The organism is Mycoplasma sp. 10961 (genome assembly GCF_055523525.1).
Map to the genome: position 1 here is coordinate 576,135 of NZ_JBVFVD010000001.1, position 21,603 is coordinate 597,737.

25 protein-coding genes and 2 tRNA genes are annotated in these 21,603 nt (G+C 26.5%); 8 read left to right on the forward strand and 19 right to left on the reverse strand.

Features of this window, described 5'->3' with window-relative positions:
* Window positions 1-27: 27 nt before the first annotated feature.
* From AC0B4T_RS02415 to scpB, 4 genes are read left to right on the forward strand one after another with little or no spacing between them, the layout of a single operon-like run.
* Window positions 28-345 (forward strand): 4'-phosphopantetheinyl transferase superfamily protein, encoded by a 318-nt coding sequence (locus AC0B4T_RS02415; protein WP_465102983.1) that lies wholly within the window; start codon window positions 28-30, stop codon window positions 343-345.
* 10 nt (window positions 346-355) lie between these two features.
* Window positions 356-1,120 (forward strand): lysophospholipid acyltransferase family protein, encoded by a 765-nt coding sequence (locus AC0B4T_RS02420; RefSeq protein WP_465102984.1) that lies wholly within the window; start codon window positions 356-358, stop codon window positions 1,118-1,120.
* Window positions 1,107-1,871 carry a segregation/condensation protein A gene (locus tag AC0B4T_RS02425; protein WP_465102985.1) on the forward strand — a complete coding sequence of 255 codons (765 nt, stop codon included), beginning with the start codon at window positions 1,107-1,109 and terminating at the stop codon, window positions 1,869-1,871. Before AC0B4T_RS02420 ends, AC0B4T_RS02425 begins: the two co-directional genes overlap by 14 nt.
* Entirely contained in the window at window positions 1,861-2,439 is a 579-nt protein-coding gene (gene scpB / locus AC0B4T_RS02430; protein ID WP_465101472.1) for an SMC-Scp complex subunit ScpB, read from the forward strand. Before AC0B4T_RS02425 ends, scpB begins: the two co-directional genes overlap by 11 nt.
* Window positions 2,440-2,665: 226 nt before the next feature.
* On the opposite strand, the gene AC0B4T_RS02435 is transcribed toward scpB, so the two are convergent.
* The gene (locus AC0B4T_RS02435; RefSeq protein ID WP_465102986.1) at window positions 2,666-2,836 is read right to left on the reverse strand and encodes an IS3 family transposase; all 171 of its coding nucleotides are present in this window, start codon (window positions 2,834-2,836) and stop codon (window positions 2,666-2,668) included.
* A 73-nt stretch (window positions 2,837-2,909) separates the two neighbouring features.
* On the opposite strand from AC0B4T_RS02435, the gene AC0B4T_RS02440 reads away from it, so the two are divergent.
* Window positions 2,910-4,094: an IS30 family transposase gene (locus tag AC0B4T_RS02440; protein WP_465102841.1), complete on the forward strand. Its 1,185-nt coding sequence runs from the start codon at window positions 2,910-2,912 to the stop codon at window positions 4,092-4,094.
* Between the two features lie 134 nt (window positions 4,095-4,228).
* Here AC0B4T_RS02440 and AC0B4T_RS02445 read toward each other — a convergent pair whose 3' ends face one another.
* Entirely contained in the window at window positions 4,229-5,347 is a 1,119-nt protein-coding gene (locus AC0B4T_RS02445; RefSeq protein ID WP_465102987.1) for a transposase family protein, read from the reverse strand.
* 327 nt (window positions 5,348-5,674) lie between these two features.
* Between AC0B4T_RS02445 and AC0B4T_RS02450 the strand changes: the two genes are divergently transcribed.
* Window positions 5,675-6,412, forward strand: a complete 738-nt coding sequence (locus AC0B4T_RS02450; protein WP_465102988.1) for a DNA-processing protein DprA — start codon at window positions 5,675-5,677, stop codon at window positions 6,410-6,412.
* 40 nt (window positions 6,413-6,452) lie between these two features.
* Here the strand turns inward: AC0B4T_RS02450 and rpmA are convergent, their stop codons facing one another.
* Both rpmA and rplU read right to left on the reverse strand, forming a co-directional pair.
* Window positions 6,453-6,716 (reverse strand): 50S ribosomal protein L27, encoded by a 264-nt coding sequence (gene rpmA, locus AC0B4T_RS02455; protein WP_465102289.1) that lies wholly within the window; start codon window positions 6,714-6,716, stop codon window positions 6,453-6,455.
* 7 nt (window positions 6,717-6,723) lie between these two features.
* Window positions 6,724-7,035 (reverse strand): 50S ribosomal protein L21, encoded by a 312-nt coding sequence (rplU, locus tag AC0B4T_RS02460; protein ID WP_465102989.1) that lies wholly within the window; start codon window positions 7,033-7,035, stop codon window positions 6,724-6,726.
* Window positions 7,036-7,185: 150 nt separating this feature from the next.
* Between rplU and rsmG the strand changes: the two genes are divergently transcribed.
* Window positions 7,186-7,884 (forward strand): 16S rRNA (guanine(527)-N(7))-methyltransferase RsmG, encoded by a 699-nt coding sequence (gene rsmG, locus AC0B4T_RS02465; protein WP_465102990.1) that lies wholly within the window; start codon window positions 7,186-7,188, stop codon window positions 7,882-7,884.
* A 39-nt stretch (window positions 7,885-7,923) separates the two neighbouring features.
* Here rsmG and AC0B4T_RS02470 read toward each other — a convergent pair whose 3' ends face one another.
* The 12 genes from AC0B4T_RS02470 to AC0B4T_RS02525 all read right to left on the reverse strand — a co-directional run bounded on the left by AC0B4T_RS02470 (window position 7,924) and on the right by AC0B4T_RS02525 (window position 17,274).
* Entirely contained in the window at window positions 7,924-8,670 is a 747-nt protein-coding gene (locus AC0B4T_RS02470; RefSeq protein ID WP_465102991.1) for a phosphotransferase family protein, read from the reverse strand.
* 140 nt (window positions 8,671-8,810) lie between these two features.
* Window positions 8,811-8,887 (reverse strand) — tRNA-Arg (locus tag AC0B4T_RS02475).
* A 13-nt stretch (window positions 8,888-8,900) separates the two neighbouring features.
* Window positions 8,901-8,975: transfer RNA gene (locus tag AC0B4T_RS02480), tRNA-Cys, on the reverse strand.
* A gap of 344 nt (window positions 8,976-9,319) precedes the next feature.
* Window positions 9,320-10,504 carry an IS30 family transposase gene (locus tag AC0B4T_RS02485; protein ID WP_465102992.1) on the reverse strand — a complete coding sequence of 395 codons (1,185 nt, stop codon included), beginning with the start codon at window positions 10,502-10,504 and terminating at the stop codon, window positions 9,320-9,322.
* A 170-nt stretch (window positions 10,505-10,674) separates the two neighbouring features.
* Window positions 10,675-11,877: a hypothetical protein gene (locus tag AC0B4T_RS02490; protein WP_465102993.1), complete on the reverse strand. Its 1,203-nt coding sequence runs from the start codon at window positions 11,875-11,877 to the stop codon at window positions 10,675-10,677.
* A 7-nt stretch (window positions 11,878-11,884) separates the two neighbouring features.
* Window positions 11,885-12,772 carry a hypothetical protein gene (locus tag AC0B4T_RS02495; protein ID WP_465102994.1) on the reverse strand — a complete coding sequence of 296 codons (888 nt, stop codon included), beginning with the start codon at window positions 12,770-12,772 and terminating at the stop codon, window positions 11,885-11,887.
* Window positions 12,773-13,011: 239 nt separating this feature from the next.
* Complete coding sequence (locus AC0B4T_RS02500) at window positions 13,012-14,091, reverse strand: hypothetical protein (RefSeq protein ID WP_465102995.1); 1,080 nt, start codon at window positions 14,089-14,091, stop codon at window positions 13,012-13,014.
* A gap of 91 nt (window positions 14,092-14,182) precedes the next feature.
* Entirely contained in the window at window positions 14,183-14,584 is a 402-nt protein-coding gene (locus tag AC0B4T_RS02505; RefSeq protein WP_465102996.1) for a hypothetical protein, read from the reverse strand.
* Window positions 14,585-14,612: 28 nt separating this feature from the next.
* On the reverse strand, window positions 14,613-15,794 hold the full coding sequence (locus tag AC0B4T_RS02510) for an IS3 family transposase (protein ID WP_465102997.1): 1,182 nt from the start codon (window positions 15,792-15,794) through the stop codon (window positions 14,613-14,615).
* Between the two features lie 62 nt (window positions 15,795-15,856).
* Window positions 15,857-16,090, reverse strand: coding sequence for a hypothetical protein (locus AC0B4T_RS02515; RefSeq protein ID WP_465102998.1), 234 nt, complete (start codon window positions 16,088-16,090; stop codon window positions 15,857-15,859).
* Window positions 16,091-16,179: 89 nt separating this feature from the next.
* A complete protein-coding gene (locus AC0B4T_RS02520; RefSeq protein ID WP_465102999.1) occupies window positions 16,180-16,413 on the reverse strand; it encodes a hypothetical protein in 234 nt (77 codons plus the stop codon).
* A gap of 3 nt (window positions 16,414-16,416) precedes the next feature.
* A complete protein-coding gene (locus tag AC0B4T_RS02525; protein ID WP_465103000.1) occupies window positions 16,417-17,274 on the reverse strand; it encodes a hypothetical protein in 858 nt (285 codons plus the stop codon).
* Between the two features lie 359 nt (window positions 17,275-17,633).
* Here AC0B4T_RS02525 and AC0B4T_RS02530 point away from each other — a divergent pair, with 359 nt between their 5' ends.
* Complete coding sequence (locus AC0B4T_RS02530) at window positions 17,634-18,398, forward strand: hypothetical protein (RefSeq protein WP_465103001.1); 765 nt, start codon at window positions 17,634-17,636, stop codon at window positions 18,396-18,398.
* A 237-nt stretch (window positions 18,399-18,635) separates the two neighbouring features.
* On the opposite strand, the gene AC0B4T_RS02535 is transcribed toward AC0B4T_RS02530, so the two are convergent.
* Genes AC0B4T_RS02535 through AC0B4T_RS02545 form a run of 3 tightly spaced genes read right to left on the reverse strand, consistent with a single transcriptional unit; the run spans window position 18,636 to window position 21,503 of the window.
* The gene (locus AC0B4T_RS02535) at window positions 18,636-19,829 is read right to left on the reverse strand and encodes a hypothetical protein (protein WP_465103002.1); all 1,194 of its coding nucleotides are present in this window, start codon (window positions 19,827-19,829) and stop codon (window positions 18,636-18,638) included.
* Window positions 19,819-20,733, reverse strand: coding sequence for a hypothetical protein (locus tag AC0B4T_RS02540; protein WP_465103003.1), 915 nt, complete (start codon window positions 20,731-20,733; stop codon window positions 19,819-19,821). The genes AC0B4T_RS02535 and AC0B4T_RS02540 overlap by 11 nt, the downstream gene beginning before the upstream one ends.
* Complete coding sequence (locus tag AC0B4T_RS02545; RefSeq protein WP_465103004.1) at window positions 20,733-21,503, reverse strand: hypothetical protein; 771 nt, start codon at window positions 21,501-21,503, stop codon at window positions 20,733-20,735. Before AC0B4T_RS02545 ends, AC0B4T_RS02540 begins: the two co-directional genes overlap by 1 nt.
* Window positions 21,504-21,603 lie beyond the last annotated feature (100 nt).

Sequence of the window (21,603 nt, forward strand, 5' to 3'; positions counted from 1 at the left end):
TTTAAATATGTTAAAATTTAATATACTATGTTGCTATTAAATGGCGTAGACTTGACACGCATCTCACGGTTCAATAATAAATCAATTCAATTTGCAAAACGTATTTTATCAAAGATAGAATTTGAAAAATTTCAAAACTTAAAAGACCCATCCCAGCGAGCTTTATTTTTAGCAAGATCCTGGACTATTAAAGAAGCTATCTTTAAAGCTGATAATCAATATTTTGAATTTTCTAAAATAGAACTGTTAAAAAATAATAATCGTTGAACATTTCAAGATTTTGCCATTTCAATTAGCCATGAGGGTGATTGATTAATAGCATTTGTTGTTAAAATTAAAAATTAAAAGGAGTTTTATGACTATAATTCCAAAGTTAAAAATGGTTTTATTTGCTATACCATGATTTTTTAGATTTCTTTCAATTAGAAGGTTAGCTAAAAAGTATATTAAAACACCAGATTTTGTACCTGGTTATGATAGATATAATAAATTAGCCAGATTGGCAAAGAAAGCCTTGAAACTTTATAATATTGATGTAAATGTTAAAGGTATTGATAATTTACCTAAGACAGGACCTGTATTGATTGTGCCAAATCATAAATCATATACTGATGTTTTAGCATTGCTGGTGGCTTTAGAAAAAGAGGCCCACCTTGAAAATATTGACCAGCGTATACCCACATTTGTTGCTAAAAATGAATTAGATAAATCTCTTACTACTAAACATGCTTTAAAACTATTAGATACATTCTTGTTAGATCCTAATGATTTTCGTAACAGCCTTAAGACCTTAAATGCTTTTGGTGATTATATCCGTGAAAAGAAAACTTTTGGAATTATTTTCCCTGAAGCACACCGTATCAAGACTCCTGAGCTAGGCAACTTTAAGGCAGGTGCTTTTAAAATTGCAGTTCAAAAATTCTTGCCGATTGTCCCTGTTGCAATTAACGGAGCATTAGATTCTTTTAATAGTTCAAAGACTTCAAGAAGTAAAGTTACACTAACATTTTTACCATTAATTAAAGCAAGAGATATTATTGGTCAAGAACCACAAGCTATTGCACAACGTGTTAAAAACCTTATTACAGCTGAAATAAACAAGCAAAATGAAAAAAATTAAAACTATAGATTATTCTTCAGACTACCGCTTTAAAATTAAGGAAGTGTTCGATGGTCCTTTAGATTTACTTTTAGATCTAATTAAAGATAAAAAAATTGATATTATGAATATCGATTTAATTGAATTAGCAACTCAATATATCGATATTATTAATCAAATCAAAGAGCAAGAAATTGATATAGCTGCCGATTATTTATTAATGGCTTCAACAATGATTAATCTAAAAGCAAAAATGTTGCTTCAAGATCCTGAAGTTATTTTAGAAGTTGAAGAAGAAAAGAAGGTCTTTTTACAAGAATTAATTGAATATCAACAATTTAAAGATATTCAATTAGCCTTAAAAACTTTTCAAGAAAATCGGAATAATATTTATATTAAACCACCAAGTGATATTGTTAACTTTATTTTAGATAATGACCAAAGTAAACTTGATGGACATTCTAGTCCAATGACACTAATCACAACATTGCGGCGTATGTTTGAAAGAGTTTATGCAAAAGAATTAAGAAAAACAAAATTAGAAAAAGTTAATGTTACACCAGCTGAAATGTTTCCTTTTATTAGGGGATTGTTAGATCAAAAAGAACGTGTTGAATTCGAAGAAATATTTAAACAACCCTCAATCCAACACTTTGTAATTACCTTAATCGCTCTATTAGATTTAGCCAGAAGACAATACTTAGTAATTCACCAAGACAAACAATTTGATATTATATACATAACACGGGGAGAATATTACAATGAAAAATAAAATTTTAGAATCGCTTTTGTATATTCAAGGAGATGCTGGCTTAACTTTAGAACAAGTGAAATTAGTTTTTAATCTTAATAACGTAATAGAAGCTAAAAAAGTTATGCAAGATTTTCATAAAGCTTATAATTCAGAAGATCGTGGACTAAAGGTTGTTGTTTATGATGAAATTTACAAATTAGCAACGCGTGAATCAGTCAAAGATTATGTTTCAAAATTAGTTACTATCGTACGCCCTAATAAATTATCAAATGCAGCAATTGAAGTTGCTGGAATTATTGCGTATAAGCAGCCAATTACTAAATCTCAAATTACAAAAATACGTGGCGGTGCTTCATCAGACCAAATTATTAATAATTTAGTCCAAAAAGGAGTAGTAGAAGAAGTTGGGGTTTCACCAACTCCAGGAAAACCAATTTTATATGGTGTAACTAGTAAATTTTACGATCACTTTCGTTTAACTTCTTTAAGAGATTTACCTAAAATGGATGATTTTAATTATATTGATGCTAGTGAAAGTGAAAATAATAATTTCGATTTATTCTCAAGCCAAAGAGAAGATAATTAAAATAATAGATATAGAAATTACAATTTCACAAATAAAATCATATATAAGATAATATAGTGAACCCCCTAAGTTTTACCAATTAATTTGATCGAGCTTAGGGGTTCACTATTTTTCTTTGTTAATTTTTATTTTTATGATTGATAATAATTTCTTGATTAATTTTTAAAGCCCGACAGAAAAAACTAACATTTTAAACATGGACAGCAAAATTTAACATTTTAGTAACTTATAATGCCATTGCAAATTGCTTTGGCGTTTTTCAGTTTAAGTTTGATTGAATTCGATCGTTATTATACCAAACTACATATTCTTGTATCATATCATTGAGTTCATTGAATGTTATTTTGGAATAATTATTAATTGGAAATGTCACATGCAAGTTTTTTGCATGTGACATTGTTTTTGTCTGCCTTGTAATAAAATAGTTGTATTAATAATTTTTCAAAAAATAAAGGAGACCTTAAAATTATATGAAAAATTTAGAAAAATATATTTGTGTTTTTGACAAATATCGAAAAGAAAATAAATATCAACATTTTAAAATCGAAGAGAATTATAATACTATTTTGAAAATGCAAGGAGCTCTTGAGTCGCAACGAAAATTACGAGCAAACCAAATCGATCTAGAACAACTTTATAATATTTTACAAGAACTTTCTGATGGCTTCTCAATCCAAGAAGTAGCCAAGATTTTTGATAGAGACATTCGAAGTATAAAAAGCAAAATCGAAATTATTACAAATCGCAGACCACTTAGTTTAGATAAACAAAATCGCTATGTTTGTCCTAAGTGTTCAAAAAGAGTAATGCGTGTTAAAACCCTTAATTTTACCAAGTTATACGAACATTTATTAGGCTATTCATTTTCGCGACTCTTTTTTGTAAGTGATGCAATTAAAGAGAAATGAAAGGCCTACAGAAAATATTGGTATAGTGAACTTAATACATACAATAAAAATAGAAATAAAAAGAATTTGCAGCAAAAAGAAGTTAAGAAATCAGTTACCTATCTTGTTAATTGTTTTAAAAAATTATCCCCTGATGAATTTGCTCCCTCACCTAGTACAATTTATAAAATAATTAAAAAATACCCTTATTTCCTTGAATTTGACCACATTGTTAAAAAATCTGAAGGAAAATATGGCATAAGGAAGAAAAAACAAACCAAACCTAAAACATTAAAATATGCAACAGAAATTTCGAAACGTCCAGCTTATATTAATGATCGCTCTGAACACGGCCATTTTGAATTAGACACCGTTATTGGTAAAATCAATGATACATATTGTATTGTGACGATAATTGAACGGCAAACCAGAATGTCTTATGCTATGCTCTCAAAACGCAACTCCAAAGCTATAAAACAAACTCTTCTAAAACTAATCAAGAAACATAACTTAGACATTAAAACTTTAACTGTTGATAATGGTAGTGAGAATGTCTTATTGCACCAGGTAATTCCAACTGAAAGATTATTTAAATGCCAACCATATAGTTCATGACAAAAAGGTTCAATAGAAAATATGCACCGCTTAATTAGGTATTACATTCCCAAAGGAAAAAGCTTAGATAAATACTCTCAGCAAGAAATTGATTATATGATGGATAAAATAAATAACTATCGGCAAGTTGTAAGGCAATATAATATAACCTAAGAAATTTTTAATCCCCCGCCTTTGATTGCAATCAAAGGGGCCTTACTTTTGGCAAAAGTAAGCAAAACCGACGAGAAAACACTGCCGTGTTTTCTGTTTTCGCATACATTTTTTATGTAAAATTTATGTTAAAATTAAAAGACAATTATTTTGTTAATATCTCGCAAGTGACTTTTCCAAAAAACAATTTTGGAATAATCTAAATCATTTAATAATTCGGTTTTAATGATCCCAAACCAATATTCAATTTCTCGATTATCAAGTGAATTTCCCACTCTTGATAACGAAACAACACCACCAATATTTTGAACTTCTTTAATATATTGATGATGTGTATATTGAAAGCCATGATCTGAGTGAATGATAAAATTTTTGGGTTTGTATTGTTTTAATGAATTTAAATTGTCTAAAACTAGTTCTAGATTATTACTTCTTGATAATTTAAAACCAACAATTTGTTTAGTTTTATGAGACAAAATTGCAGACAAATAAACGTGTGATTCTAACACGTCTTTTGGTGCTTTTATATATGAAACATCAGTTGCATAAATATTTCGATTGTTTTGATCGTTATAATCACGATTTACGAAGTTATCAATTTGTGAAGATACATTTTTAATTTCTTTTCGTTTTGATTTTTGTCTAAGCTTACATTTTAGGCCTAAAAGGTTCATATATCTCCCTAAAGAACGTTCGTTTATATCTATTTTGTATTTTTGAGATATGTAAACACTTAGCTTTAGCCTTCCATATCTTGACTTTGTTTCTATGAACGATTTTTCAATTACATCACTATGTTTAGGGAGTTTTTGTGAAATTTTAATCTTATGAGTTTTAGAAATTGTTTGCCTAGAAATGCCAAAAACTTCTGAAAGCTTCACATAACTTATGCTAAAACTTTTTAATTCAATAACTTTCTTACTTTTGGGTAATTCATTGGTAATTTCATAATATCTTTTAGCTATTTGTAACAAATCATCACGATCAAAAATATCTCAATTTGGTTCTCTTTTCTTCTTAGGACTGCCACTTCCTTTTTTGCGGTTTTCGCCTTTCTTTGTCTGCAATAAGTCTTCCATACCTAAATTATAATACTTAATTATTTTATTAATTCTAACTTTTACACTATTTCTTTGTAAGTTTTTTGTTCCTGGTGATATTTGGTAAATAGCCCGAAAAGCACCTGGGAAACCTGACTTTTGATATTCTTCATATATTTTTGCAAATCCTTCTTTCTTTAAATGTCTTGACATAATTTTCCTTTCAAAAAATTTTTTCGTTGGTACCAACGAATGGTAACAAAAAAGCTAACATTTACATGTTAACTTTTCTGTCCGGCTTTATTTCCGTGTTAACTTTTTCTGTCGGGATTTATCTGTATTAGATTATTTTTCAATATATATTAATTATCTTATTTTCAAATATCTATTAACCTGATACTTATTTGTTAAAAGTTGTTAAACTTAAATATAGTTATTATTAAATAATATTTAGTATAAGAATTTGTTAGACTTTATAAATATATTTTGTTTATTTTTAGTTTCTTTTAGTTAAACTTAATAACAATAATATGGAGAATCATGAGTGATATATTATTTTATTTTACGGACGTATATGCAGGCGATAATGCCAGAATTTATCAAGCAATTAAAAACACAGAAAAAATAGATGAAACTAAATTACAAGAACTAAAAAATAAATATAAAGAGCATAATATTAAATATTTAACACTTATGGATAATATATATCCAAATAATGTATTATTAGGGAATCACCCACCATTCATTATCTTTTATAAAGGCAATAAAGAAATTTTAACAAATCATCAAAAAGTTTATCTAGTTAATGAAACACATAATACTTTTACACAAAAATATATTCAAGATAATATTGAACAACTAGTGAAAACAACAACCTTAGTAACAAATGGTTATAAATATACTGAACTTGAATTCATTAAACAATACAAAAAATATGGTGGAACAATCATCCATATTGCAAAATGCGGACTTGATAAGTTCAACTTTGAGAATATTGATCTAAATAAAGAATTAGTTATTAGTAAATATCCGATAAACTATACTGTACAGTATGAAAATTTTAAAAGTGATAATTATTTTGCAGCTTTACTTTCAGATCAATTAATTTATTTCTCATCAAAAGAAAAATCTAAAACCCATAATTTAGTTAATTATTTTCTAGACATTGGAAAAGAGGTCTTTTGTTTCCCAGGTTATGGGATTAGTGATGGAAATAATGAATTAATTAAATCTGGAGTTAAATTAATTACTTATATAGCTGAAACTATTCAAATATAAATAAAAAACAAGCTAGAAATAACTTGCATTTTATTTATATTTATTTTGTATGTCTTTCGGTGTATACTGAAACATACTTTCTATTTCTTTTGCTTTCGTATTTAATGTAACCTGTAATTAAAGTGTAAAGGGTATCATCTGAACCACGACCAACATTCTCACCAGCATGAATTTTAGTACCCCTTTGACGGTAAATAATTGATCCAGCTGTAGCGAATTGTCCATCACCTAACTTAGCACCTAAACGTTTAGAATGCGAATCACGACCGTTCTTAGTAGAACCACCGGCTTTTGTCTTTGCCATTTTCTAATTATCCTTCGATTGAAGTTATTTTAATACGTGTGTAGGGTTGACGGTGACCAAGTTTTCTTTTGTGAGTTGATTTTGCGTTGTGACGATATACAACAATTTTCTTTGCTTTACCTTGTTTTTCAATAACACCTGTTACAAAAGCGTTTTTAACTAAAGGAGATCCAACTTTTGAACTTTTTTCAGTAACAACAAGAAGAACTTTATCAAATTTTACTTCTGATCCTTCTTGACCTTCAAGTTTTTCAACAAAAATTGTTTGACCTTCTTTAACTAGAAGTTGTTTCCCACCGGTTTCGATAATTGCTAACATGCAATACCTCCAATAAGTGGCTCGTCCTTAAGGTGAGTTATATACTGCTTAAACCTTTTTGGAACGGTTACTATTAAAAGTAACTTATGTATTATACAAAAAAAATAAAATTACGTAAATAAAAAATAAAATGCATTTATAATATTCATTATGCAAGTAAAAACATACAAAGAAAAAATAAAAGATTTATGTTTAGTAAATACTTGAGACTTTGGTTTATTTGAAAGATATGTACAGTTAATTGAAGAAAAAAATAAAGTTATGAATTTAACTGGTTTTAGCGGTGAAAAACTGTGAGAAGAAGGTATTTGAGAATCCTTGATTTTTATGCTGCAAATTACAAAGGATAAACAAAATACCACAATTTTAGATATTGGGGCAGGAGCAGGTTTTCCTTCAATTCCTTATGTTTTAACTAAACCTCAAAACAAAGTTTATATTTATGAACCATTGCAAAAAAGAGTTAACTTCTTAAATTTCGTAATCGATGAATTAAATTTAAGAAGTTATGTAGAAATAAAACTAACAAGAGTTGAAGATGTTAAAGAGAAGAATTTATTCGATATAGTTACTGCAAGGGCCGTTTCAAGTATAAGGGGTTTATTAATGTCTTCATTTCACTTAGTAAAAGTTAAAGGACAAATGATTTTGCTAAAAAGTAAAAAATACCAAGAAGAGATAAATGATGCTCAAGATATTTTACAAAAACTTAATTATAGTTTAAAAATAGAAGATTTGATATTAACGAATGATACACGGGAAAATAAAATTGTTACAATAACTAAAAATAGATCAACCCCAAACCAATTTCCATATCCATGGAAAGAAATTAAAAAATCATTAAAATAAAAGCAAGGGCAAATATCCTTGCTTTTATCCAATAATTATTTAATTTCTAAATAAATTATTCTTTTTTAAATAATCATATTCTTGAACCGTTTCTTCTAGTTTTGCAATACAGTATTCATCACTGAAAGGCATAATATCTTGAGCATGAATCCATAAAATTGTTAAATAATATACTAAAATCTTTTGTTGAACCAAATATTCTTCTCAATACATATCATATTCATCTAAAAAGATTTTTTCTTGTTCTTTAGTTAAAAATGATCCACAAATAAAATAAGCTAGATCAAAATGCTTATCACCCATTGAAGCATATTCTCAATCAATAAATAATATTTTATTGGTTTTTTTATCTAACAATAAGTTACCTTTATATAAATCGTTATGTAGCGGTCTATTATTCTCACTATGAGCTAAAATATTATTTATCCGTCTGTAATATTTATTTAATATTGCAATATTTATATTTTTTTGTTTTAAGATATTTCTGTATTCTTTAACTCTTTGGGCATGGTTTGATTTTGGAAATTTTAACTGCGAATTATGCAACTTTAAAAAATTTTGTGCAATTTCTTTTAACTGCAACTCGTCAAATTCAATTTCTTGTGATTCAATTCATTGTCATCTTATAAATTTTTCACTGTTTTCTAGTAATTTTGGTACAAATTCAAAATCTTTTAATAAGTTATAATCTAATTTATGATTGAATTTATTAAGTTTTTTTATTTGGTAAAAACTGCCATTATCTTTAAAACTATCATTTGTAAAACCAAGTTTAATTTTTTCCATATTAACTCCTCATGTTATATAAGATTAACATATTTTTTTAAACATTTAGTAAATAAATTAACAAATATTATAATATATTTACTAAATGTTTATTTTATAAAAAAGACAGGCGATAACCCGTCATATCTTATATTATAAATTGGCGCGCCCGGCAGGAGTCGAACCCGCAACCTTTAGGGCCGTAACCTAACACTCTGTCCAATTGAGCTACGGACGCATATAAACTTAAATGGAGGCACTAACGGGATTCGAACCCGTACTCAAGGTTTTGCAGACCCATGCCTTGGCCATTTGGCTATAGTGCCATTTGCAAAAATGCTTTATTATTATACTATATTTTTTAAATATTAAAAGATTTTTTAATTTTTATGTTTTTTTGAAAAGTCACGCGCGAAATATTAACAAAATAATTATGTTTTAATTTTAACATATTTTATCTAAAAAACAACATTTGCTATTAATTGTTTTTTGGAAAAGTCACTTGCAAAATATTAACAAAATAATTGTTTTTCAATTTTAACATAATTTTTAGATAAAAAAATGTATGAGAAAACAGAAAACACGGCAGTGTTTTCTCGTCGGTTTTGCTTACTTTTGTCAAAAGTAAGGCCCCTTTGATTGCAATCAAAGGCGGGGGATTAAAAAAATTTTAGGTTATCTTATATTGCCGGACAACTTGCCGATAGTTATTTATTTTTTCCATCATATAATCAATTTCTTGCTGAGAGTATTTATCTAAGCTTTTTCCTTTGGGAATGTAATACCTAATTAAGCGGTGCATATTTTCTATTGAACCTTTTTGTCATGAACTATATGGTTGGCATTTAAATAATCTTTCAGTTGGAATTACCTGGTGCAATAAGACATTTTCACTACCATTATCAACTGTTAAAGTTTTAATCTCTAAGTTATGTTTCTTGATTAGTTTTAGAAGAGTTTGTTTTATAGCTTTGGAGTTGCATTTTGAGAGCATAGCATAAGACATTCTGGTTTGCCGTTCAATTATGGTCACAATACAATATGTATCATTGATTTTACCAATAACGGTGTCTAATTCAAAATGGCCATGTTCCAAGCGATCATTAATATAAGCTGGACGTTTTGAAATTTCTGTAGCATATTTTAATGTTTTAGGTTTGGTTTGCTTTTGCTTCCTTATGCCATATTTGCCTTCAGATTTTTTAACAATATGGTCAAAATCAAGGAAATAAGGGTATTTTTTAATTATTTTATAAATTGTACTAGGCGAAGGAGCAAATTCATCAGGTGATAATTTTTTAAAAGAATTCACAAGATAGGTAACTGATTTCTTAACTTCTTTTTGCTGCAAATTCTTTTTATTTCTATTTTTATTGTATGTATTAAGTTCACTATACCAATATTTTCTGTAGGCCTTTCATTTCTCTTTAATTGCATCACTTACAAAAAAGAGTCGCGAAAATGAATAGCCTAATAAATGTTCGTATAACTTGGTAAAATTAAGGGTTTTAACACGCATTACTCTTTTTGAACACTTAGGACAAACATAGCGATTTTGTTTATCTAAACTAAGTGGTCTGCGATTTGTAATAATTTCGATTTTGCTTTTTATACTTCGAATGTCTCTATCAAAAATCTTGGCTACTTCTTGGATTGAGAAGCCATCAGAAAGTTCTTGTAAAATATTATAAAGTTGTTCTAGATCGATTTGATCTGATCGTAATTTTCGTTGTGTCCCAAGAGCTCCTTGCATTTTCAAGATAGTGTTGTAATTCTCTTCGATTTTAAAATGTTGATATTTATTTTCTTTTCGATATTTGTCAAAAACACAAATATATTTTTCTAAATTTTTCATATAATTTTAAAGTCTCCTTTCATTTTTTAAAAATTATTAATACAACTATTTTATTACAAGGCAGACAAAAACAATGTCACATGCAAAAAAACTTGCATGTGACATTTCCAATTAATAATTTGCTATTAATGCAAATGTTGTTATCTTATTTTAAAATAATTGAAAACTTTTTAAACTTCCTTTACTCCAAAAATTACTTTATTCTTACGATAATTTAAAATATTACGAATTGAAACTATCGGGATAACCAAATCAATGAAATAAAGAAGTTTTATTTTAGGTTCTTTAAAATCTAGCAAGAAAAAAACAGAAATATAATTAGGAATAAATCTAATTAAATAAATACTAAAGAAAACTATAAGAATGATAAAGAAAAGATGGTTTAAATCAAAATATTGAAATAAAACTATTTGATTATAAAACACACCAAAAGCTAATATAAAAGATAAAAATCCAAATACATGCCAAATTAATTTATAAATAGTTTCTAAATAAAGCATATGTTTTGTAATATTGATATCATTTGATTCTTGTTCTCTATCTTTTATTTCCTTTGCTAAATTATTTACATTTGATCAAGCTACAATGTAGGGGAAGCTTGCAAAAAATAAGTAGGGAGATTTTTTCCACTGCTTGTTTTCTTTAACAATTATTTCGTTATATAGTTCTGCAGAACAAGCTGAAATATACATAAAAGGATAAGAGATAATTACTATAATTGACCCACCAACTAATATAGTAGGAACTAATATAGATAACATTATATTATATATTATGTTTGTGGAGTAATGATCTGATATTACATATATAGAATTTGTACCCACTATTACAAATATCCCAACCAGCATTAATGCAAATAAAATTCCAAAGGTGTCACGGAAAGAATTAATAATTCTTCATTTTTTAATTAATTCTTTAGTTGTAAAAGTACGATTAATATTATAAGATTTTGAGATTAATTTAACAATTGCTAAAATTGGATGAAATAGAAATAAAATACGATATATTTTTAAATTTAAGTTTGAAGCATGAAAATAAACATCCTTGTTTAAACCCTTTGATAATTGGCTTCTAAATATTAGTGATAGAAACATTGATAAAAGTAATATCCCACCATAAATTAAGGTTTTTAAATCTAATCCAGTTTCCTTAACTGGTAATTCACTTTCACTAAAGGTTAAATAACCTTCAGGATTAATTAAAACTTTTGTTTCAGCCCCTGATGAAGAAAAGAAAGCATCGAGAAATCCTAAGTGGATAAATAATACTAAATATGCTATTATCTTTATTATGATAAAGAAACTAATAATATAAAGTAATTTATAATTATTACTTGTTAAAAGTAAATTTTTGAATTTAAGTTTTTCTTTCATAATTCTCCTAGTTATTTGTTGCCTTTTTTATATTTTTAATATCTTGATCATTAAAAATATAAAAATTTACAGTATGGGTGGGCTTTTTGTCACTTTCATAATTTTTATATGAAGATAAAATTCCAACAATTTTTTTATCATAATATAAGGGTGATCCTAAAAATTGATTGTTTATATATGAGATATTTTTGTATGTAATATTATTGCTTGATTTTGAAATTTCCTCTGATCCAAAATTAACAATTGAATTATGTTTAATAAAGTCAATAAAAAGTCTTTGGTCGTGTAAAATAGAAGTGCTTTGGATTGGGGTATATGATATTGCATGTTTTTTCTCAATGTTTGCAGCACCCATTGAAGAAAGCGAGTCCAGTAGTTCATTACGTTGATTTAATTGTTCAAAAATTGGGTTGTTACCATGCCCTGGGGCCTTGATAGTCCTATTATCTCAATCATTAGATAAACTAAAGCTATAAAGTGAAAAAACAAGATAATCATCAGTGCTTAAAACTACGTCAAACTTAGTTGTTGCATAAAAGAAAAATGCAGGTCGAGCGAGAAGATCTATTAATGTCGAGAGGCTTATATCCACTTCTTTTTGATTTAAATCTTTTAAGTCACTTCTACTTGTTATAAAATAAAGTTTTCCGTTATTATTATTTAAATATGTAGATGTGAATGTTTTATATGATTCCTCATTACCATTTTTTGCTCTTATAATGGTTTCGAAAACTGAATTATTTTTGTTTCTATTTTCTTCATAATGGCGCTCATTAAGTTTTCTTTCATTAAAAGTAATATAAGAACAAGAGGCAGAAAAGGTCATTACTGGAGTTATTGCTCCAATAAGTGCAAAAGATTTATATATTAACGTTTTTATTTTTGTTTTAGTCATTAATATGCTCCTTTAAATAATTGTTATCGTAATTATTGCATTGAATCAAATTTACTTATGGTTATGTAAAGTTAATTAAAATTCAATAATTTTGCTTAATTATTAATAAATTATACTTTAATTTTGATATATATATTTATTATTTTATAATAAAGAACTTTAATCCGTTGAAATATAATAAAATTCCTTCTAAAATTTTAAGTTTTAGAAGGAATTTTAAATAAATAAGTTAATGTAAGTTAACCTAAAAATAATTGTTTTGCTTTTCTATATTTTAATATATTGTATACAGACATAATAGGAATTAATAAATCAATGAAATAAAGTAATTTGTATATTGGTTTTAAATCTTCGCTAGTTGATACAATAAAGTTCGATATATAACGCGCCGAAAAATATACTAGATATGTTAGAAATAAACAAAACAAAATATAGAACATAACGGATTTCATTGAAAAATTCGCAAAAATCCAAGCAGAGTCTTTATAAAATATAAAAGCTAAAGCAATTAATAAAATTCCGATAACTTGTCATATTAATTTATATATTGTTTCTATATAAAATGCTTTAAATGTAATTTCTTTGTTAATTAATTCATCTTCAATTTTCTTTAATTCTTTTGATAATTGAAATATATTTTTTCAACCTTTAATATATATAAAAAAGGTAAAAAAGACACCAGCGACCTGAGTCCATTGCTTATTTTCTTTATGTAATATTTCATTATACAAATCCGCTGAATAAGATGAAATAAAAATAAAAGGAAGATGAATTGATGCAAAAATACATAATGATATAAATAAATTATGGTTGCGAATACTTAAAAGAAAACTTTTCCAATCAGAAGAAAATTCAAGAAAAGTGCCCCAAACTGAACTAAATGAGTGAATAATTAATGTTATTAAAATTATTAAATTAAGAATTAAAACGACATCTCTTATTCCATTTATAATTTTTCATTTCTTTATCAATTGCTTGGTAGTCAATGTTTTAGGTGGAAAATATGATTTTATTAACAATTTAGCAACTGCTATAGAGGGCCAGAAAAAAATCAAAAACTTATATAATTTAAATGATAATTTTGAGGCGATAAAATATTCATCTTTTTGCAACTTAGGCACTAAACTCTTTCTTAATATTACAGAAAAAGAATACGGTGCAGAAATTAACAAAAGATAAAATCATATGCTTGTGAAAATTGAACCGCTAGAATGGCTTTCTCCTTCTCAAAACGATGCATAACCCTCAGGGTGTTCAAGCACTACAGAATCAGTATCTAAAGATGATAAAATATCACTAAAACCAAAAACTATAAGCATAATAATAAACACTAAAATTTGAAATAATATAATATAAGCAATTTTATAAAGGAGTTTATAGTTTTGCTCAGACAATACATTATTCTTAAATTTAAATTTCGCGAACATTATACCCATCCATATTTATTGCATTTTTTATATTTTTAATATCCTGCTCTGTAAATATATAAAAATCAACTATATTCATTGTTACATGGTTATTTTTAGTATTTTTATATGAACTCAAAACACCAATAATATTTTTATTATAGAATAATGGACTACCTAAGAATTGATTACTAATATAAGAAAGGTTTTTATATGATAGTTTATCTGCAGTTCTAGCAACCTCTTCTGATAAAGATGAAATAATTGATTTAAACGAATTAAAAGTTTTAGAATTTACAAAAGAAGCCTGGGAAGTTACAAGCATATGATTATCTATTGGTGTATATGATAAAATATCATTTTTAGATATCTTGGAAGTATTAGCAAAATTTAAGGTTTTAAACATGGACAGCAAAATTTAACATTTTAGTTATTTATAATTCCATAGCAAATTGCTGTGGAGTTTTTCAGTTTAAGTTTGATTGAATTCGGTCATTGTTGTACCAAATTACATATTCTTGTATCATATCATTAAGTTCATTAAATGTTATTTTTGAATAATCTAAATCATTTAATAATTCAGTTTTAATGATTCCAAACCAATATTCAATTTCTCGATTATCTAGAGAATTTCCCACTCTTGATAACGAAATAATACCAACAAGATTTTTAACTTCTTTAATATATTGATGATGTGTATATTGAAAGCCATGATCTGAGTGAATGATAAAATTTTTGGATTTGTATTGCTTTAATGAATTTAAATTGTCTAAAACTAGTTCTAGATTATTACTTTTTGATAATTTAAAACCAATAATTTGTTTAGTTTTATGAGACAAAATTGCAGACAAATAAACGTGTGATTCTAACACATCTTTTGGCGCTTTTATATATGAAACATCAGTTGCATAAATATTTCGATTGTTTTGATCATTATAATCACGATTTACGAAGTTATCAATCTGAGTAGATAGGTTTTTAATTTCTTTTCGTTTTGATTTTTGTCTAAGCTTACATTTTAGGCCTAAAAGGTTCATATATCTCCCTAATGAACGTTCGTTTATATCTATTTTGTATTTTTTAGATATGTAAACACTTAGTTTTAACCTTCCATATCTTGACTTTGTTTCTGCGAACGATTTTTCGATTACATCACTATATTTAGGGAGTTTTTGTGCAATTTTAATATTTTGAGTTTTAGAAATTGTTTGTCTAGAAATGCCAAAAACTTCTGCAAGCTTAACATAACTTATACTAAAACTTTTAGATTCAATAACTTTCTTACTTTTAGGTAATTCGTTGGTAATTTCATAATATCTTTTAGCTATTTGTAACAAATCATCACGATCAAAAATATCTCAATTTGGTTCTCTTTTCGTCTTAGGTTTGCCGCTTCCTTTTTTGCGGCTTTCACCTTTCTTTGTCTGCAATAAGTCTTCCATACCTAAATTATAATACTTAATTATTTTATTAATTCTAACTTTTACACTATTTCTTTGTAAGTTTTTTGTTTCTGGTGATATTTGGTAAATAGCTTGGAAAGCACCTGGGAAACCTGATTTTTGATATTCTTCATATATTTTTGCAAATTCTTCTTTCTTTAAATGTCTTGACATAATTTATCCTTTCAAAAAAATTCTTCGTTGGTACCAACGAATGGTAACAGAAAAGCTAACATTTACATGTTAACTTTTCTGTCCGGATTTATTTCTAATTGAGCATTATTTTGACTTATTTCGTATAAAAAAGGTGAACTACCATGGTTTGGAGCCTTAATAACTCTATTATTTCAATTGCTTGATAAGTTTGTTTTTTGGATTGAATAAACCAAATAATGATCGGCACTTAAAACTATATTAAATTGAGTTTTACCACTTAAGAAGTAAAAAGGTTTTGGATTATTTGTCTTCAAAGTTGCAAGACTTATATTTAGTTCATTTTGATTAATATCATTTAAATCATTTCTACTAGTTAAAAAGTAATAATTATCATCATTTCTTGTTAAAAAAGTTGCGTAAATGTTTTATATGAATTAATATCTTTTGGATTTGAATTAGGCAATTGTAAAATAGTTTCAAAAATTGAATCATGCTTTTCCTTATTTTCTTTGTAAACTCTCTCATTTTCTCGTAGTCCAACAATATCACTCTTAGTGCATGCTGTGCTAACAGAAAGGAAAGAAATGGCAGGCATTGCTACTAGTGATATTTTTTTTATAAATCTTTTTATATACATATTTTATTTTCCTTCATATAAAGCTTTGTAATACATATATTTCATAAAAGATTTAAATTTCAAGGTGTCATATGCAGTAGTAAGTTGTTGTGTAATAGTATTTACAACTATATCAACATTTTTATTTAACTTTACTTGATCAAGGAACAATATTAAATTAAGAGATTTTAAAATTGAGAAAACAAGACTACTTGCATCACCTTTATTTATACTGTTTTGAATTGTGTCAAAAATAACACTTGATGCAATATCATCAACAAGTCTTGATTCACCTTTATTTAGTGCCACCAATAATTTAACTATTACAAGTGCAACTTTTAATGACAGGCTCTTCATATCCCCAGTTTTATATTTCATATACATTTCAGCAAAGTCTATAGATAATGGTGCAGCATGTTTGACAATTTCACCACCTACGTAAACATTTCAATTAATTAAATGAATTAAAAGAGCAGCAGTATAAACCCCCTTTCAAAAAGCCAATGGGAATCAGTGGTATCAAGCTTCTTCAAGAACAATCTTATCTTTAAACGTTCTTTTGGTTTCCTGTATAAGGGTTAATGTAGCTAAGTGTGCTACTTCATTTGATATCATACTCTTAGTTTTTGCTTCTATCAACGATTTGACAATATCTTCAATTATATTAAACACCTCTTTATTATTATCGTTATTTTCAAAAACAATAGTAATTAAATAATCCTTTAGTTTTTGTGCTTCATCAATAGAACCCGAATCTAGCTTAATTTCAGATTGAACCTGATTTTGAGTTATTGGTTTTGTGGCAGTAAAAATTATTGGAAAAGAAATTCCAAGACTACATAAAATACTTAAATAATAAAATTTTCTTTTTGTAAATCCCATAAATATGATTAATAACTTTCTTCTAGATAATTGAATAATTTTTTATATATTTATTATAACAGAGTTTTAAAGATCCTTAAAGACAACACAAGTGAATCCGCTCTAAAATATTAGAAGATTGGTACATTTTAAACCAAAAATGCTTATTATTATCAATGCTGAAGAATATTATAAATAGATATTCCAGTTGGAAACTATATTTAAATATAAAATTATAATTCTTATATTTTATCTCCAAAATCATTATTATCGGCTTCTTTTCATTTTGATATAGATTAGAAATTAGAACAGAAATAAGTTTATTAACACAGCGAGAAATTCTTACTATAATTTCTCAATTACATATATAATATATAAGTATGAAAAAAGTAAAAATTAGAAATATTTTTATGTTTTTTACCACTAGTGTTTTTTGCTTCACTACCACAATATCTTGTTCCTCAAATATAATTACTGCAAATCAAATTAATGATGTCAAGAAAAACGTATTTAACGTAAATATTTACAATAATAATCAAATCAAAACTACATTTACAAGTACATTAATTAAAGAAGATGCAGATGAATTGATTTTCTTAACCACATCACATTCATTTAAAGCATTAAATATAAATGAATCTAAAGAGTACAACTTATCAGTTAAATTAATACAGTTTTATGACATAAAAAAAGAAATAAATTTAAATTCTAAAATAACTATTATTTATGATAATAAAGATGAAGATATTGCTATATTCACAATAAATAAAACATATGAATTTGATAATATAACGATAACTAAAAATTTAAATTTTAATTATTTTGAAAATAAAATAACTCAAATAAACTTTTTGTATAGCCTTGGTTTTGTAACATTGTTAGATGATAATTTTAATCAAAGTTCACATAATTTATTTTTTTACCTTAAGGAAAAAGAAAGTGAATTTTTAGAACCAAATTTGTTATTTGTCAAAGACATTGAATACAATAGTGGAGCTTCTGGCTCACCACTAATATATAAAGACAATATTATAGGAATTTACTTGGGTAAAAAAATTAATAATGGTAAACTAACCCCATTCTTTAAACTATTTAGTAATACAATTGTTTCAGCAATTACTAATTCATTAAAAATAAATAACTAACTAAACAATATCATGACAAATATAATTTATCATTGTTGTTTAAAATTATATGCTTGTGTTATTTATTGGAATAAATTTTTAAGTTGTCTGATAACCAAAAAAGTAGTAATTACAAAAAAATATATTATTATATTTTTTATTTAATGAAATATATCTGATATAGAAATCTTTAGATGATTTTCAAAATGACTATTAGTTAAAAACAACTTCCCCATTAAAATAAGGAAGTTGTTTATTTTATACTAAGAATTTATGCTCTTTCCGGTATTTAATTATATTATATATAGATACAATAGGTATAAAAATATCTAAAATATATAAAGCTTTTATGCTATTTTTTTGTTTTTTAATTAATACAAAACTTGAGATATATCTTGGAACTGTATATACAAGATAGAAACCAAATGATGCAAAGATTCATCAAATTATTAGCATGTCTAAAACTGAATGATTTAAACCTGAAATTTTTGAAATTGCTATAATAATGGCAAATATTAATGAAACAAAAGAAAAAATATGTCATGAAGTTTTGAAAATTGAATCACTGTAAAATAACTTGTTTGTAATTTCAGTATTTTCAATTTCTTGTTCTTCATCTTTTAATTGTTTTTTAAGTTTTTCAATATTATAATATGCTTTTATGAAAGGAAATGGCATGAAAAATACAAAACCAGCCACAGTTCAACTACTTTGTGTTTTAATTCTAATTTCGTTATAAACTTCAGCAGAATAAGCACTAATTAAAACTACAGGAAGTAGTGCAACAAATACTATAAATAAAACTAATGCAATAATTAAGATAATTACAAACAACGCAAACGAAGCACCACTAATACCAGGATTTCCTCCGGTAAGTGCATAAGTTGTTTTTATTATTCAAATTCCCAATATAACTACACCCATACCAAGTAAAACAGCCATTGTATCACGAGTAATATTGAGTATTTTCCATTTTTTAATTAGTTGTTCAACAGTTCATCCTGTACCTAATGAGTAAGATTTAGATATTAATTTAACAATACCTAACGTTGGCCAACAAATAAGTAGAGTTCTGTAAAGACTTAAACTAAACCCAGAAACAGTAAACCTTGCATCATTTCTTAATTTAACAGCTAATGTAATTCTTATAATTAAAGATGATATACCTATAATTATAGCAAATAAGAATAATAAAGTTGGGTTATCAGTAGGCAAATTAGCTGCTTGCAGCCAATTTTCATTTGTGTTTACTAGCTCAATATATCCTTCTGGGTACCTTAGAACTCTATCACCAGCAAAATAATCTGGTTCTAGGCTTGTAGGATTTAGACTTGTGAATATAATAATTCCAAGAATAATCTTTAGAATTGTTAAGGCAGCTAGTAAGAAAACAAATTTGTACTTTGTGTCTGTCAAAATATAATTCTTAAATTTTATCTTATTAAGCACCATTGCCTCCTTTTAGTTTTGCATCGTTTATTGCTTTTTTGATATTTGAAATTTCATTTTGTGTAAAGAGATGGAATGTTACTGAATGGGTTTGATTTTGATTAGTTTCATTATTTTTATATTTAGTTAATATACCAACTATTTTCTTGTCATAAAATAGTGGACTACCAAAAAATTGATTGTTAATAAAAGCAGGATTTGTATACACTAACTCATTAGCTTTCTTTGATTTTACCTCAGAAGTAGGACTAACAATTGATTTTAAGATATTAAATACACTAAATAAGGGCTGTCTATATAAAAGTGAATTGCTATGAATTGGTGTATATGAAATAATCTTGTCATTTTGAAGCGCCGTTCCGTCAATAGCATCAAAACCACCAATTAGGTTATGTTGTGGCTGCAGTTCTTTTAATAAGGGTTGCGATAAGGTTCAACGTACATCAATTGGTTTTTTCGAAATATCTGTTGATAATTGTTTTTCATCCAATGAATAAATAAAATAATTATCTGCAGAGTGTATAACATTAAATTTCACTTTACCACCAAAATAATACGTTGGAGAATGAGTGGGTAACAGATTTGTATTCACTAGAGTTATTTCTACCTCTTTTTGATTAATAGTATCTATATTTGGCCTACTTGCTATAAAGTATGCCATATTATTTTCTTTTGTAAGAAAAGTAGATGTAAAACTCAAATATGAACTTAAAACATCTCCCCGACCTGGAACTTTAATAATTGTTTCAAAAACTGATGAATGTTTTGCTTCATTATCATTGTATGATTTTATAAAAGCATTAATATCAGAACTGTTATTTGAGCAAGATACAACAACTGGAAGAATACTAGTTGCCGATAAACTAACAATAATTTTTCCAATTCTTTTAGATTTAAGTAATTTCATTAATTACCTCAATATAATCTACTGTAGTACAGATAATTAGCCCAAGCTTTTAACTTTGAAATGTTTAAACTACTTCTTAGACTATTTATAACACTTTGGAATTGATTATTTAAATAATAAAATGCAGTGTTAGAAGCCAACGATTTTAAATAAGTTGTTATTATTTCTAAAAATGATGTTGCATCTGACATCTTTTCAATTGTATCAAGTAGTGCACTGTTAGATATTGTTGAATCGACTTTTGTATTGTTTGCATTCATCGAAACAATTAATTTAGCTGATATTCAAGCTGTTTTCTTGGTCGCAGCAGGAAGATTTCCCATAGCATAATAACCATAAGCTTCTAAGGCATCTAGCGATAATGGTAGATGCGAAAATAGCGATCCTATTAAACCTAAAAACGCATCAATACTATTTAAAGCATAGTATGCACTTTTTCAGAAGGCCATTGGAAATCAGTGGTATCATGCTTCTTCTAAGACTTCCTTATCTTTAAAGTTTTCTTTTGTTTCACGAATTAAAGAAAGGGAAGCCTTTCTTGACTCTTCTTTAGAAACATTCACATCCATTGATTGTTCCATTAAATCTTTTACTAAATTTTCTATTTCTGGAGATAATTCAGAATTAGAATTATTGGTAAACACAAATTCAGTTAATATATCTTTTAACTTTTGAGATATATTAATGCTTGATTTTGGTATGTTAATTTCGTCTTGTATTTGCTTTTGGTTAATGCTAAAAGCAGAAGCAAAAACTAAGGGAGTACCCACTAACGCGGCAGAAAAACACCCCACTATGAGTTGCTTTTTTAAGAAAAAAAATTTTGAAATAGTTGTTTTTGTCATAAATTCCTTTCAATGTAAATTATGC